13 protein-coding genes are annotated in these 15,108 nt (G+C 52.4%); 5 read left to right on the top strand and 8 right to left on the bottom strand.

The features are described from left to right. Positions 1-191 precede the first annotated feature (191 nt). The 4 genes from O2N63_RS00060 to O2N63_RS00045 form a co-directional block, all read right to left on the bottom strand. A complete protein-coding gene (locus tag O2N63_RS00060; RefSeq protein ID WP_271051951.1) occupies positions 192-1,400 on the bottom strand; it encodes a hypothetical protein in 1,209 nt (402 codons plus the stop codon). Between the two features lie 163 nt (positions 1,401-1,563). Further along, complete coding sequence (locus O2N63_RS00055; protein WP_271051950.1) at positions 1,564-1,785, bottom strand: hypothetical protein; 222 nt, start codon at positions 1,783-1,785, stop codon at positions 1,564-1,566. 136 nt (positions 1,786-1,921) lie between these two features. Further along, positions 1,922-2,146: a helix-turn-helix transcriptional regulator gene (locus O2N63_RS00050; RefSeq protein WP_271051948.1), complete on the bottom strand. Its 225-nt coding sequence runs from the start codon at positions 2,144-2,146 to the stop codon at positions 1,922-1,924. Positions 2,147-2,244: 98 nt separating this feature from the next. Continuing rightward, positions 2,245-2,961 carry a hypothetical protein gene (locus O2N63_RS00045; protein WP_271051946.1) on the bottom strand — a complete coding sequence of 239 codons (717 nt, stop codon included), beginning with the start codon at positions 2,959-2,961 and terminating at the stop codon, positions 2,245-2,247. A gap of 657 nt (positions 2,962-3,618) precedes the next feature. Here O2N63_RS00045 and O2N63_RS00040 point away from each other — a divergent pair. Beyond that, a complete protein-coding gene (locus O2N63_RS00040; RefSeq protein ID WP_271051945.1) occupies positions 3,619-4,443 on the top strand; it encodes a hypothetical protein in 825 nt (274 codons plus the stop codon). 244 nt (positions 4,444-4,687) lie between these two features. Here O2N63_RS00040 and O2N63_RS00035 read toward each other — a convergent pair whose 3' ends face one another. Beyond that, on the bottom strand, positions 4,688-5,875 hold the full coding sequence (locus tag O2N63_RS00035) for a site-specific integrase (protein ID WP_271051944.1): 1,188 nt from the start codon (positions 5,873-5,875) through the stop codon (positions 4,688-4,690). 571 nt (positions 5,876-6,446) lie between these two features. Continuing rightward, positions 6,447-6,626: a DUF6527 family protein gene (locus tag O2N63_RS17540; RefSeq protein WP_408629776.1), complete on the bottom strand. Its 180-nt coding sequence runs from the start codon at positions 6,624-6,626 to the stop codon at positions 6,447-6,449. 715 nt (positions 6,627-7,341) lie between these two features. On the opposite strand from O2N63_RS17540, the gene dctP reads away from it, so the two are divergent. The 4 genes from dctP (at position 7,342) to O2N63_RS00015 (ending at position 14,216) form a co-directional block, all read left to right on the top strand. Then, on the top strand, positions 7,342-8,493 hold the full coding sequence (dctP, locus tag O2N63_RS00030; RefSeq protein WP_271051943.1) for a TRAP transporter substrate-binding protein DctP: 1,152 nt from the start codon (positions 7,342-7,344) through the stop codon (positions 8,491-8,493). 155 nt (positions 8,494-8,648) lie between these two features. After that, entirely contained in the window at positions 8,649-12,287 is a 3,639-nt protein-coding gene (locus O2N63_RS00025) for a response regulator (protein WP_271052778.1), read from the top strand. Further along, positions 12,274-12,669 (top strand): Hpt domain-containing protein, encoded by a 396-nt coding sequence (locus tag O2N63_RS00020; protein WP_271051942.1) that lies wholly within the window; start codon positions 12,274-12,276, stop codon positions 12,667-12,669. Before O2N63_RS00025 ends, O2N63_RS00020 begins: the two co-directional genes overlap by 14 nt. Next, positions 12,666-14,216, top strand: coding sequence for a response regulator (locus tag O2N63_RS00015; protein WP_271051940.1), 1,551 nt, complete (start codon positions 12,666-12,668; stop codon positions 14,214-14,216). Before O2N63_RS00020 ends, O2N63_RS00015 begins: the two co-directional genes overlap by 4 nt. Positions 14,217-14,586: 370 nt before the next feature. On the opposite strand, the gene O2N63_RS00010 is transcribed toward O2N63_RS00015, so the two are convergent. Together O2N63_RS00010 and O2N63_RS00005 are read right to left on the bottom strand one after the other, a co-directional pair. Then, positions 14,587-14,838, bottom strand: coding sequence for a hypothetical protein (locus O2N63_RS00010; RefSeq protein WP_271051938.1), 252 nt, complete (start codon positions 14,836-14,838; stop codon positions 14,587-14,589). Then, positions 14,831-15,108: hypothetical protein (locus O2N63_RS00005; RefSeq protein ID WP_271051936.1), on the bottom strand; the 278-nt coding region annotated here is incomplete at its 5' end. The genes O2N63_RS00010 and O2N63_RS00005, both read right to left, overlap by 8 nt.

Raw genomic sequence — 15,108 nt, 5'->3', positions numbered from 1 at the left:
ACCGGATAAGGCTGTTAGACAATTTATGCGCTAAAACCTAAGGAAATGTCAATGGTCAAGCAGCGCGCCAACAATGCTCAATGCTACCATAAGCAACGGAGTCATGGCACCTACCCAGCCCCCAAAGCGCCCTACGTAAACGTTACATAGGGCGCTTCTCAATTTCGGATCATTCCTACGTATAGGTAACGTTATGTAGGAGGTCCCTCCGGCCTTCGAACAAACACATATCGATCCTTGGCGTCCTGCAACTGTTTGGCCGCACGCTCGGGGTTATCGTTCACGGCTTCCGTCATGCGTTCTGCAAAGCTGGTGAATGCCACAGGCAGTTCTTCATGCTCCCACCCTTCGAGCGCCGCCATGGTTATGCAGGTGCCTGTTACCTGTTTCAGCAAGCTTGCAATATGCTCTTCGCGCTGCACTTCCTTCATTGGGTTAGGATCTGCTCCGCTGCGCATCTCGATCAAGTCGTCATTCATTTCAGCACACACCACATCCCACAGGGGATGATTGGGCCAGCGGGCGCGGTTGCCGTCGTTGGGGTCGGGTTCCGCATATCGGACAAGTTCACCAGAAGACCGGCAGAGGTCGCCAAACTGGTTGAAGAACTGCTCCCACGTGCGAATGCCCCAGCGGTCTTTTAACAGGTCTTTGCCTGCCCGGAATTCAACCCGCCAGATTTGGTTCTGAGCGGCCTGCTCCTTGTCAGGGGAGAGCGGGCCGGGGACGTGCCCATTATGTAATGTATAGGGGGCGTTGGTGTTGCCCACACCTCTACGTAACGTATGGTTCCAGATGTCCCACCAATGGCGTTTGCCATGGGCAATCACTTCAGACCGTTTATTATATATGATCACCTGTCGGTTGGAGACGCTGCCCGAGGTGACGGAGGAAACCCAACCGGACTTTCCGTGCACGGCCACATCCTCATATGTAATGTTATCCCGCCGCCGGGCGGCGCTGTGCGCAATCAGGTTGTTCGGGTCCAGCGTGAGATCATTCGCCAGCACATCGACGCAGAAATCAGCGCGAGAGATGCTGACGTCCTCTGGGCCATAGCGAACACCAAAGTAGTCCAGAACGCGCTCACAATGCGCCTTGGCGGCTCCCAGCCCATGGAGGGACAGGAAGAACGATCCGAAGGACAGGCGGATACCCCATTTGTCCCGCGCATTGGGTTTCTTGATCGACCAGCTTGCCCCCTCGGGGCCACCATCCAGTAAGAACCGATAGCCTTTGCCGCCGTAGGGCTTCAGTAAGAACTCTGCGCTGCCATAGGAGATCAGCACATCTTTCTGTTCTTCCTCGGCAATTGCTTTCTGCGCTTCCAGATATTCAAAAAGTTTCGGGCCGATATTGGCCTGAATAGACAGGGCCAGAGTGTCAAAACCCCGATGCAATACTGTGTAGTCTTCAGGGGGTTCTGTATTTCCAGAGGGGGGTGCTACTATCACCCCCCTCTTGGGCGTGCGCCCATTCGAACGGTGTGCTTCGCCACGCGCTTGGGAGCCTCCGGCGGGGTAGCTTTTATTTTGGGGCCGGACATGCTGTCCGGCTTTTGCTTCACTTGCTTGCATTGATCTGCCTCCCAATCCAGATTTCTGCCCGCTCAAGGCATTTGGCTGCGTTCAGCAGGTCAGAATGCGCAAGGCTGTTTGTGTTCTGCCATTGCCCGTCTGCGTTTTTGTAAGACCGGGTTAGGTCGATGGAATAGAATCCATCATTAGCCCAGATGGTTGCGTTGATCAGGCCCAGCCTGAGTTTGTGTGCGGGTTGGTTGCTCATGTGGCAATCTCCTTTGAATTGCTGGCAGCGGATACAGAAAGGGCGTGAGGTGCGTTTACCCCACGCCCTTGGAAGAGCCGTCCGGCCCCAAAATCCCCACAACCGCTACCAACCGTTGCGGGGCAAAACTCTATTTTTAAGAAGGTGCAGCGCTGGTGTTGGCCACGCGTTTTTCGGCGATCCATTTTTGCAGATCTCGGCGCGTGTAACGGACCGAACGGCCAGAAACCTTGATGAAAAGCGGGCCGCCACCGCGCACGCGCCAGTTCTGCAAGGCACGAACCGAATAACAGAGGTAGCTGGCGGCTTCTTTCTCGTCGATCAGTTGATCAAAATAGTCTGGGTGCGGTTGGGTTAGCATGTTCACCTCGCTGCATTTGGTTGCGTTGAGGGGAAGATGCGGCGTGGCTGAAAGATCTTCAAAGGACAGTTGAATGCACGTTTGTGTTTTTAGTTGTCCTAAGAATTCATATCCCTAAGAACTCGCACAATTCGTTTCCCTAAAGCGACTTCGCTATGGAAACTTTTAACCGCAAATGCCTTCAGAATAATGAGCACAAAATCGAAATACCTACCCGTGTAAGCTTCTTCTATGGGATGATAGTGGCAATGGCGCTTGGGGCTTTCACCCGTACCGTTTCTGAACGCGGTGGTAAGGTCTTGAATAAGGTGATCGAGCGGCGTGTTCAAAGTGCGCTTGGTTGGAGATTTTTCTTCCTCTCGTTCGTCAAACACGCGGTCAATGGACCAAGAGATCATTTTTGCAAGGTTTTGAGCGCGTTGTGTGGAATTTCCATTGGCCTCCCAATAATCCTCCTGTTCGGGAAAGTTGAATTTTCCATTAAATGGTGGGCGGTACTGTATCGCATAGTCGATATCAAATACGTTTCGTTCATTGAGCTTTTCTATCGCCTTAGAAAATCGCTCTGCAGCTTTTTGCAAACTTCTCAACTCTCTAATCTGCGACGGATTAACCGGTTCGTATGCTTGCCTGACCGCCGCTTGATATCGCCGCAGGTCTTTTCCAAGACGGTGCCTCAAACTGTCGTCATCAGTTTCAATTCCGCTTACACGACGAATTTCTTCAAGAAGCTCAGGTGTGATGCGCGATCTGATTTCTTTGGGGCGTTCGGCGGGGAAATCCGGATCATCGTATCTTGCGAGTGTGTCAGTCATTCGGCTTGCTCACGCCCAAGGTCCACAAATTTGACCACGCAGCTTCTCGTCCGGGCGATGCTTCAACAAGTATTGTTTCCGGCGTTTTGTCGAAAACCTGAAGCAGGAAGTAATGGGGGACCATGTGAAATGTCCGATGGGTAGGCAAGGCAGGAATCCAGAACAAATTGGCAGGCCTAGCTCTAATGTAACGGATTGACGGTCAACACAACCCGTGGGGGCGAGCGTTATAATGCGTTAGGGGAATGGGGCATAAGGCGTAGGATCCAGCCTAACGCACGGGTTTAAACTTAATGGCATGACACAGAGCTTATTAGTTACTCGTCCCTACCGTGGTATTACCGCATAATTATATAATCAGGTGGTACCGAATGTGAGTTTTTGCTGACTTGGGTTGAGGGGGAAATCTGTTTTGAAGCACATGGTAAGGTTGGCTGCATAGTCTCAATGCGCATGAACAAGTAGCTCCACCAGACTATTCGAAAGACCGCAAAAAGCCCAAACTGCCGAATGCGGCAGTCAGACGTACTGGTAGTGTGCCTACCCATCGGTCAGGCCATCGAGGAATGCGAAGGTGCCATGGGATTGGAAATCGCAATGACCGCTAGATTTCTTGGCAGATCGGAGCGATAGTCAGCTCGTCGGTATCAAGGCTGAATGAAATTGACTGATAAATTCGATAACTTCTATCTGCCGAACTTCCAGTCGACCTGCACTGAGCCGTTTTGGCTTTTCCTCAAAGAGTACCGGGAGACAATCGAGCTATTCTACTTTGGGCTGGAACTAGCTCACGCTACGGACAGGACAGCGAAAATAACCAGTGAAGCACTGCTCCCCGGTGAGACGGACGAGACAAGGCGCGCAGAACTAACAGAGACGCTTGAAAACTCTGACAGAGCAGTAAAGCGATACAGCTCGTTCGCAAGGCTGAACTCTAAGAACATGAATACCAATATCGTCGATGGTTTTCTCTGGTACTTATCCAAGATCATTCAAGAAAGCATGCAACGGCGACATGAGCTAGTGAAGTCTGGTGAAACTCTTCGTGTTGAAGAAGTCTTCGACTTCGCTAGCCGCAAGGAAATGATTGATTACCTGATCGATCGAAAGATCAACGCCTTGTCGTATGGGGGTATGAAGCAAGTCGAAAAGTACATCTCAGACGCCTTGGGCATCGAGATGTTTGAGAGCGATGAAGATCGAAGGCTGCTAAAGATCTTCGTGGAGATGAGAAACATTCACGCTCACAACCGTGGTCACCTCAACAAGATCTTTCTGGAACGCGTAGGGCCATTTGAGGACCTTGGCTTCAATTTTAAAGAAGGAAAGCGAACCCACTTCGGTTATGACAACCTAGTTCGATTGTCGGCTGTGTGTATAAGGACCGCGCATTCACTGGACGACAAAGTTGCAAAGAAGTTTCGGATACAGCGCAAACGGTGCTCGACTTGGCAGAAAGCTGATGATGCGAAGCAAGCCTAATCCATAATGCATGTCTGCGCTCGGCGAACGTTCTCTGGATAGGCTATCCTAGGGGATTAACTCGGAGCAACGAGCCTCATCCATCAATGGCCGCAAAGCACGGGTAGTGGTCGACCTGATTGTTGAGATGAACGAACGTAAAGTCCACATTGCAGACATTACTGAACCTGCCCTGCTTCGGGGCAAATTTCCTACCCGGGTATACGCCGGGCAGGATTCCCTACGTATGTAGATACGAGGCGATTTACACTCCTACGATACGTAGGTTGGGGTGATCATTTGAAGTTTGTTGCAATGTCCCAGCCAATCGGCTGGCAACCGACCCCGCCGCCCTCTGCACCGCATCGTCGGCAAGGTGCGCATATCGGAGCGTGGTGGTCAGGTTCTTGTGGCCCAGTATCTCTTTCAGTGTGAACGGGTCGATCCCGTCTTTCATGGCTACCGATGCATAGGTGTGGCGCAGGTCGTGAATGCGGACGTCTGGCAGACCAGCACGTTCTCGGATGCGCCGCCATGGGCGTTCCAGATCGGTGATATGTCCCTCGTCAGTGGTCCCCAATATTGCATAAGGGTTTCCCTCGCGGCGGGGCAGGGACATGAGGATGTCATAGGCTTCTCTGGGCAATGGAATGCGCCGACGTCCGGTCTTACTGTCTGGCAGGTCGAGGTGATTGTAATGAACGTAATCCCATTTGAGGGTCTGGATCTCGTTGCGGCGACACCCTGTCAGCATCAGAAGCAAATAGGCTGACACCACATGGATGGTTTCGCTTCCTTCAGCGAGAACGTCTTGGAGAACTTGACCAAGTCGATATTGCTCTTGATCGGAGAGATAGCGCTTCTTTTCTTCTTCGCGATATTTCTTGATGCGGCGGGTTGGGTTCGCGCCTTCCTCACGCAATCCCCAATCTTCTGCGACGTTAAACATCTTTGAAATCACCATCAGCGTGCGGTTTGCATGGTAGGGCGTGTTGCGCATGTCAAAATGCAGGTTTGCCACATCCGCGCGTTTCACATCATTGATCAGGAAAGCGCCCAGTTTAGGGCGAATGTGGTTCTTAATGATCGTGCGGTAAGAGCGCAGCGTATTGGGTTTGCAATGCTGCGCCACATACTCGTCCAGAAAGCGGTCACAGAGTGCCGCAACAGTAGGCGCGCGACGCTGGGTCTGCCGATCTGCCGAAGGGTCTTCTCCGCGCGCTACGTCGCCCAGACGCTGCTTTGCAAGTTTGCGGGCCTCATCGGTTGTCAGAGGTCCGTGCTGCCCAAGTGTGAGTCGACGTGTGCGTTTCCCGGCGCGATACTGGATGACATAGGTGCGCTTGCCCGTGGGGTAGACACGAACCCCAAATCCTTTCACCTCGGCGTCCCAGATAAGGTAGCTATCGGCTTTCGGCTCCAATCCTTCGATCACACGTTTTGTCAGTTTCATGTCTCACTCCGTTCAAGTCGGCGCGGAAATAAGGAAGCTATAAGGAAGCAATCGACGCCGAATTCTGGCGTTATTCATGAAATGTGAGCGTGGAGCGCGTCAACGTAAATCGTTGTTTTAAATGTGTTTTTGTCAGTGTGGCGAAAATGGGAGAAATACAGAGAAACCGTCTGGACCGAGCTTCTAATCAGCAGGTTGAGGGTTCGAGTCCTTCAGGGATCGCCATATTATCAAAGGCTTAGCCAGAGATGGTTGAGCCTTTTGTCGTTCTGGGTACCACAATGGGTACCAAATCGCATTGATTGCTGCATAAATCGACAGCTTTCCCAGATTCGTGAATAGCGCTCAACCAAGTTGGCTTCATTTGGATCCCCACCCGACCCCCATTGGCCTCATCACACGCATCCTTCTAAGGACACACAGGAAATATTACGGAATCTCAACAATTCAACCTATAGCAGAAAAGGGCGGGAAGCCGTGGTTCGCTGCAAGAGCAGCAAGTCAGTTTCCTCGAGTAAAAAGCAGATTTCTTGCGAAAGGCGGGTATCTTGTGACGGGGAAGACGTTTGGCCTAACACCAGTGAATGTATCCATTGCGCAACCAAAAATGGGAGCCGCAACCAGACTTTCGCCAAACAGACGGCCGAAGGGTCGGTGGCTCCTCAATTTTGGTTTTGAACGACCAGTTAGGCTTCACTTCTTTCAACAACATAAGCTCGAGGTCGTCTCCACATCCACAGGGGCACCGCATGGACACCGACCAATCATCACCATCATCGCGGCAAAGGTAAATATGACGCGATGGGAGCGGGCTTGGAGGCGTGTCAGAATCGACGGTGATCAGCCGTCGCCTGGGACCATAGCGCTGCCATAAAGATCGAACCCAGAAACGAAATGTCATGCTGCTTCCTTTCGCCCAGGCTGAGCCAACGCTGGCAAATTCAGCGGAGGCTCGATGAGCCCGCGACCGAGATCGTGCATCGGGCCACATTCGAAATCATCGTCAGAAAAGAATTCGATTTCTCCCGCCGCATGGGAGAATACCCAAAACCACTTTCCCCAAAGCCGCTTTCCATGTGCAGTCAGCCTTCCCCGCGGCTGTTGCCATCTTCCGATTGTGAACGCAAGCATTCGCAATTAGATGCAAAAGCGTGGAAAACAGCCGTTTGCTACAAGTGCAAACCAACGGAATAATAGAGAAAAGACGCCATTCAGGCGGCATCGACTAAGGTTATCACTCTACATGATTGCATGGAGTGTGAAATCCTACGCGGCTAGATCTAGCGGCTACGTGAATGCCTACACCTTCGGAGATTTGCTTACTTTACATCATGCGAATTACTAGTTGAAAGGTGAGATCTCCGTGAGGCGCCACTGCGTTTTGAAAATAAATAGTTAACCAGTTTCTCAATTTGGCGCATAGTGCATGAATATTACTCAAGATATTTGGGGGGGGGGAGCCAAAAATGGAAGCACCAATTTCCAAGAGACGATTGGAGAGTGTAAAAGGTGCTGGGCGCCGGGGATTCATGAAACGTGTAGTCGCTGGAGGAAGCGCAGCGGCTGCGGTTGGAGTTTCGACTCCGTTTTTGAGCAATGCCGCGACGGCCAAGGGGAAAACCCTAAAAATACAAAGTCTGTGGACTGAGAAGACCATCGGATACTCGACATTCGCGAAGTGGTGCGAATCCGTTCAAGAACTCACGGGCGGTGAAGTGAAACTTCTGCCATTCCCGGGGGGCTCTATCGCAGAGATATTCGACATGATGGATGCTACTTCGGCGGGGGTGCTGGATGCCATGCAGTGGGTTCCCCATTACTCAGCAATTACAGGGGCCATGCCCGCAGGCGCGTTCTTGACGTCCTTCCCAATGGGATTGCCTCACCCACACCAGTGGGACATGTTGTTTGATAGCTACGGCGGTACCGAACTTGCGCAAGAGCTATATGCACGGCACGGGCTACAATTCGTTGGCCATGTTCACCACGACATGAACTTGATCCACTCAAACAAGCCGATCCATTCGCTCGATGATTTCAAAGAATTGAGTATTCGAATGCCCGGCGGATTGGTTGCCGATTGCTTTGAGGCGATCGGCGCGCGAACAATCGCACTGGCTGGATCGGAAGTTCAACCTGCTCTGGAAAGTGGAGCGATCGATGCCGCGGATTTTGCCGGACCGGCAATGAATTTTGACCTCGGGTTCGCCGATGTCAGCAAATACATCGTCATGGGACCGACATCGACGCCTTGCCTCCACCAACCCGTCGACCTGACTATAGTCGCGTTCAATCAAGGCGTGTGGAACGATTTGCCTACGCCGACACAGGCGCTTATCACCGAATTGGTTCGTGCGTTTTCCTCCGAGCATTTTACGGCGCACCAAAATGCAAATATCAAGGCCTGGGCGGATTTTCAGGCTGCAGGGGTGGAAGTGACGCGGCTTACCGAAGACGATGTTGAGAGGTTCAGGAAGGTCGCACTGCCCCTCTGGTTCAAGTGGGCAAAAAAAGATAGAGATTCTACGAGGATTTTCAAGCTTCATCTCGACGTCATGCTTAGTCCGTCGGTGGCCTATCTGTCGCCTGATGATATCAAAGATTTCTCGCTCGAGTGACCGGGGCGGGCGAACAAAATCAACCGGCTAGCCCCGATGCGCGTCTGAGTGGGGCGCATAGAGGCCCGGACTCTCGCAGGAAGCACGGTATTGGCGGTCTTCTGTCAACCATTCGCGCCAAAATGTTTGCCGTTTTTGCATTCATCTTGCTGCTGGTGGTAACTGGCACGATAGTCGCACAAAGCGCTATTAATTTGGTTCAGGTTCAACTTTCCTCGATTACACAAGAAAACCTGCCTTCGGTCATAGCTGCCTATAACGTGTCACAGTCGATGACCAAAATCAGGACGGCGGCCGCGGCCATGGCAACCGCAGAAAACGTCGTCGCATTGACGTCAAAAAACAGCGCCTTGAACGATCACATTGAAAAAACGCTAGATGAAATTTCAGATCTCGAATTGACCGGCGCTGGCGCCGATGACGAAATAAGTCTCAAAGCGCTATTGTCGGAAGTTTCTGCCCTTACACACGAGCTGTCACAGACCGTCGATCAAAGGCTTCAGATCCGCGAGCAGGCAGACCGTGAAATCCAGTTGCTGACTGATCGGCACTTTGCGTTCAACGAAACGCTCAGACCGCTTATCGCATATGAAACAGTCAAGCTTGGGGAAGAAAGCGAACGAATTGCGGCGTTCACGGATGCTTCGCTTGTTCGGATAAGTGGCATCAGTTTGAAAGGGCTTATTCCAATCTTGGCGATAAGCGCAGAGCAAGCAAAGATGCGAGAGGCAGTCGCGGGAGCTTTCGCATCGATATCTATTGACGAACATGACGAACATTGGCGCGAGTTCGTGCGATCCAGTTCGGTGGCCAGACGGAATATCGTCATCATCAATTCTGACCCCTCGGCAAATCGGATTGTCGATACCGCCGATCTGAGAGGCGCATTCGAATACCTGCTGTCGCTGACTGTGGGAAAGTCCGGTGCGTTCGACCAGCTAAGGATAAACTTGTCGGAGGGCATCACACAGCCCTTGGTGCGCGATGACCTTTTTAAGCAGATCGAAGACGCATTCGTTGGATTTGACCGGCAGGTGCGTCTTTCCGTAACGCTGCTCCGCGGACAGACGGTAACGGAAAGTGTCGACCTCAACCGACAGGTGTCGGAGAGCCTTGAGGCGATCACAGAAGCGAGCGTCAGCCGGTTTGGAGCACTTTTGGAATTGCAGGCGCTGGGAAACCGGGTCGTCGGTATCCTGTCGGTGGCCGCTTTCGCGCGTGACAAATCGGATTTGGATCTTTTACGAGGCGAACTTAGCACCATTAAAGCCGCAACAAGTGAGGTTTCCAATCGCTTATCAGGAGTTCTGGATTTCATGTCTGTGGTCGAGATGGTCGCCCAGCTGATTGGTTCGGGTGATGGCGAGGTTGGTGTTCTCGCGCTCCGCGAAAGTGAGTTACGCAACATTTCGATCGTCGAAGAAACGCTTTTGAAGACAAATGGGCTCACGCTTGAAATGAGCAATATTTCCGATGAGATAGTCTCTGGCGCCCGCGAGATGACGAACAGCAGCGCGGCGCATGTTCTCGCTTCCCTAAAGTCAAGCCGAACGACACTATTGGTCGTGTTTGGCGGGCTCCTATTGGCGATTATTGGAGCGATTTATTATTTGAACCGAAGCCTCGGAGCCCGCCTCAGTGCCTTCAGTGGCGCGACACTTGCCCTAGCTGAAGGCAATCTACGCGATCCTCTTCCCAAGCCCAGCGGTAACGACGAAATCGCGCATTTGATGCGGGCGCTCACCGTATTTCGGAACACTGCGGTGGAGATGGAAGAAAGCAATCTACGCGAAATCTCTCAGGCTCGTCAAAGGCTGTCTGATGCGATCGAGAGCATTTCGGAGGGTTTCGCTCTGTTCGACCAGGATGAGCGCCTTGTTGTGGCAAACCACCGTTATCACGAGATCATGTTCGGCACTGTGCAGAGCGCTTGTCAGCCGGGCAATTCATTTACTGAAATCATCGATCTGTCCCGCCGGGAAAGGCGGTTTTTGCAAGCAGCCAATGACGATGGCTGGGCCGAGCGGCAGAAAGAGCGATTCCGCAGCGGGACCCGTGCCTATGTCCAGGAAGGTGAACACGACACTTGGTATAGGGTTAGCATCCGAAAATCCCAAAACGGTGGCACTGTGGTAGTTATTTCCGACATTTCCGACATAAAGCTGATGAGCAACGAGTTGGAAATGGCCAAGAATGCCGCCGAAGCTGCAAACGAAGCGAAGAGTGCATTCTTGGCTACCATGAGCCATGAGATCCGAACACCGCTTAACGGGGTTATCGGCATGAGCCGCTTACTTATGGGTACGCGGCTGAACTCTGAGCAACACGACTTTGCCACGACGATTGTCGATGCTGCTGAAACGTTGCTGGAAATCATCAATGACATTCTTGACTTTTCCAAAGTCGAAGCAGGGGCGCTCGAGCTCGAGGAAATCCCTATAGATTTAACTGAATCCGTTGAGGCCGCAACTGAGCTTGTTGCCGCTAAAGCGGATGAAAAGGGAATAGCGCTTGTTTGCAATATAGCTCGAGATGTTCCGCGCGGAATCGTTGGTGACCCGACACGATTGAAACAAGTTCTATTAAACCTGCTCAACAACGCGGTGAAATTCACTGATTCAGGCGAAGTTGTACTTTCTGTCACTTACGCCACACCCAAGGAAGCTGCCCTCCGGTTTTCTGTGCGCGACACAGGGATCGGTATCCCGTCTGACCGCATGACTCGATTGTTCCATTCGTTCAGTCAGGTAGATGCCTCGACGTCGCGGCGCTTCGGGGGGACCGGTCTAGGGCTTGCGATAACCAAAAGTCTAGTTGAGTTGATGGGCGGAAAAATCCACGTTGAAAGCGAATTTGGAAGCGGTTCAACCTTCAGCTTCGATCTGCCGGTACAAGTTGCCGACTTACCGGTTTCTCTGGATACCACAATCCAACTGAACACCGTTCGGAACAAGCGTGCACTGCTTGTCGTCGACAATAAAACCAGACGGAATATTTTGAGTGAGAAATTATCCCAATGGAGTATAAATTGTACTTCGTTGGGCACGGGGAAATCAGCAATCGATTTGGTCAATGCAGGGGAAAAGTTCGACGTCGTGTTACTTGATTTCGATCTACCCGACACGCCCGGACTCGAGCTGTTGGAAAAAATTCGCATAAATAGCAGGGGCATTGAGCTTCCGGCTATCATGTTAACATCGATGTTGCCAACCGATGATACGTTTTTGAGCCGCCTGCGTTTGACTAGCCAGATTACATTGCTGACGAGGCCACCAAAGTCGGCGCAATTGCTAAGGGGGTTGTCGTTGGCGGTTGGCTCCGGCACTGGCTCCGCAACCCATCAAGTCCCGGCGGAAGAAGAAGTCTGGCCGCCCGCTGAAATAACGATTCTCCTGGTGGACGACAACAAGATCAATTTGAAAGTCGGGAAAAAAATATTGAATAAGAACGGTTATACCGCGGATATTGCAGCTAGCGGACAGGAAGCGGTCGATCGATGCGCGGTGGCTACCTACGACGTAGTGTTGATGGATATCGAAATGCCTGAGATGGATGGGGTCGAGGCATCCAAGAAAATTCGTGAAGCTGCCGGCGATGGCGAGCGGCCCTTCATCGTTGCCCTAACGGCAAATGCAATGGTATCGGACCGCGACAGCTATTTGGCCGCCGGAATGGACGATTATCTGAGTAAACCAATCGACGAAGAAAAGCTCCTGGCAAGCTTACAGACAGCAGCGCTTTTCAGGCATGATTTGGCGGACGAAGGTGGTGAAACCAACGATGGGGAAGACTGACATGAATGCTTCGGTAATCGATATCGATGCGCTCCGGCGTCTACTGGCTGTAATCGGTGGCGACACTGAGGATCTTGATGAGCTTTTGCGTGATTTCCAGAGCGAAGCACCGGAACTGGTGGACAGGATGCAGTTGGCTTCCCGATTGGGCGATATCGATGCTTTGCGCATCGCTGCGCACACACTGAAATCCAATGCACGCGATTTCGGGGCTGTTGAACTCTCCGCATTATGCGCAACAATGGAGCAGGAATGCCGAGACAACCGGGGCTCGGAGCATGGAGAAAAGGTGGATGAGATCGCTGTGCAAATGGCATTGGCAGTGCAGGAACTTAGCAAGTTAGTCGAGGTCGGATTGAATGCTAGCGGAGCGACCGATTGAGCGATAAAGCCAACCAATCCCTTGCGGCCAGCCAACCAAGTGCCGAGACAGAAGAGATGACGGCTTCCATTCTCGTCGTTGATGACAGCCGCACTAGCGCGACGAAACTGGCCAAGGCGGTGATCGCGCTCGGTCACCGGGCCGCGAAAGCAAGCGATGGCGGCGAAGCGCTCCGGCGCCTGGGCGAAGAAGAATTTGATGCCGTACTTCTGGATATCGTTATGCCGGGCCTTGACGGTTACGGCGTATTGGAAGCGATGGGCAGCGACGATGCGCTTAGTGAAATCCCGGTAATCGTTGTTTCCTCGCTGGATGACGAAACAGCGAGTGTCGTTCGAGCCATAGAGCTTGGCGCGGTCGATTTCCTCCCCAAGGATTTCGAGCCCCCGATCTTGAACGCTAGAATGGAGGCTGTACTTGCTGCAAAACGGCTCCGTGACCGGGAGCTGACATATTTTCGCGATGTGGATCGCTTGATAAAAGCTGCGCACATAATTGAGGCCGGAGCGTTTCGGCCGACGGAGCTTGCCATCGAGGATGTTTCAACGCGTTCGGACTCCCTAGGCCGCCTGGCGATCGTATTTCAAAGCCTTGCGCAAGAGGTCTACGTGCGCGAAAAGCGCTTTGATCAGACGGCACGAACCTTGCGCGGAACTATTCTGGTTCTAATTGCCGGGCTGATATTCGGGATCGTTCCTGCACTCGGCCGCATGACCGCCGCGCTCGAAGTGCCTTCGCTTGGTGTCGTGGTCTGGGCGAATTCGGTCGCTGCGGTGGCATGCTTCGGAATTGGGATCGTGAGGGGCGGTAGGCCGAAAATCCGCAAGAGACATCTCGGCTTTTTCCTAATCTGGGCCTTGGTGCTGGGTTGCTTCTATCAAATTGCCACAGTGACGATCGCAAGCCATGTCGAAGCATCTATGATCGCCTTGATCGGCAGTTCCAGAGGTTTCATGGTATTTGCGCTGGCAGCATTGATCGCGGTTGAACGACCGAGTTTGCAAAGGCTACTTGGTCTTGGCATCGGATTTGTCGCCGTTTCAGCAGTTCTGTTTGGTCAGGGTGGCGGAAGCGCCGCGGACAGTATTCTTTGGCTAGGTGCTGCGTTGCTTCTTCCTATGCTGCTTGCAATCCACACCATCCTCATGACTTGGCGACCGAGGGAGATAGACGCTTTTATGACGGTTGGGATCATGATGGCGCTGTCGACCGTGATGCTTGCTCCTGTCGCCATCGCGACGGATACGATGATCTGGCCCTCGGCTGGCGGTGGCCGGGTGGGAATGATCATTCTTGTCCTTGGTCTTGCCTCCGGCGTCGCGGTTGCATTGGCCCTGCACATCGTGGCCGAAGCTGGTGCCGTTTTCGCCGGTCAGATTGCGTATTCCCAAACACTCGCAGGCATCGCATGGGGCATGTTGCTTTTAAACGAAATCCTTCCCCTCATTGCCTGGCTAGCCTTCGGGCTTGTCCTTGTAGGGTTCTGGTTGGTTCAACCCAAAAAGGCCGGGGAAGAATTTTCGGCAACTATTCCAATTGGACGATAACGGGATGTTAGGTCAGTTTTAACTCAACACTGCGAAGGCGGCTAGCTTCCTTTATCGTGTAGGGAGCCGCTGCATTCCCTATCGATGCCAAGACTGCGCTTACCTGCCTTAGACGTGCCTGCAGTAAATGGGTTTTGGATCTGCGGGTTTGTCTTGCGCGTTCTGGAAATGTCGCACAGGTACCAATCTTAGTCTTGCGTGTTGCGCTGGAGCACATCACTGGTTGGTCTAGGGCTGAGCGTTCTCAGTTTTCTTGAACCAGTATCGATCAATCGTCGGCTTCATGTGGTAGTCTGGATAATTTGTTGCTTTCGCGTCAAAAGCGGAGACGCTGTCCAGCGCACCAAACCACATTTTTGTTTTTCTTTAACTATTTTTGTTCACCAGATCGGTCGGAACCCCGTCCGTCAAACATCCGTAACGCCACTTGCTCAAGACGCCAATCCAGCACTTCCTGATACCGCCGTTTAAACTCCGGTGAGTTCACAATCCTGCTGATTTGCCAGCGGGAGTATCCGGTAGCCCGAGCGCATTCGTATCGCTTGCCTGCCGGATTTTGCAGCATCCAAAGCAGCACCGCTTCGTGACGGTGCTGCCATGCGGGGTATGGGCGCTTAGTCATCACCGCGTTTCTCCAAGAACTCCTTAATTTCTCGATAATGCGAAAGCGCATAGGGGACTGGTCGTTCATCAGTGAAGTGGTAATTGATGTAATGGTAAGGTGGGTTGGTTCTTTCTAACCACGCAAGAAGTTGCTTACCGGCCTTCCTGTTTTTCAGTCGCCGCAAACGTTCGGGATCTTGACCAAGTCGATCTGCAAACGCTGTGAGCGGCATGTCACTATTTGCATAGTGAGCGATGATCAGGTCTTTTTCAAAATCACTCAGAGCCT

This window comes from Aliiroseovarius salicola (genome assembly GCF_027891095.1).
In the GTDB taxonomy this organism is placed as follows: Bacteria; Pseudomonadota; Alphaproteobacteria; order Rhodobacterales; family Rhodobacteraceae; genus Aliiroseovarius; species Aliiroseovarius salicola.
Note: the sequence above shows the minus strand (reverse complement) of the source record. Positions and strands in the feature narration are given on the sequence as shown.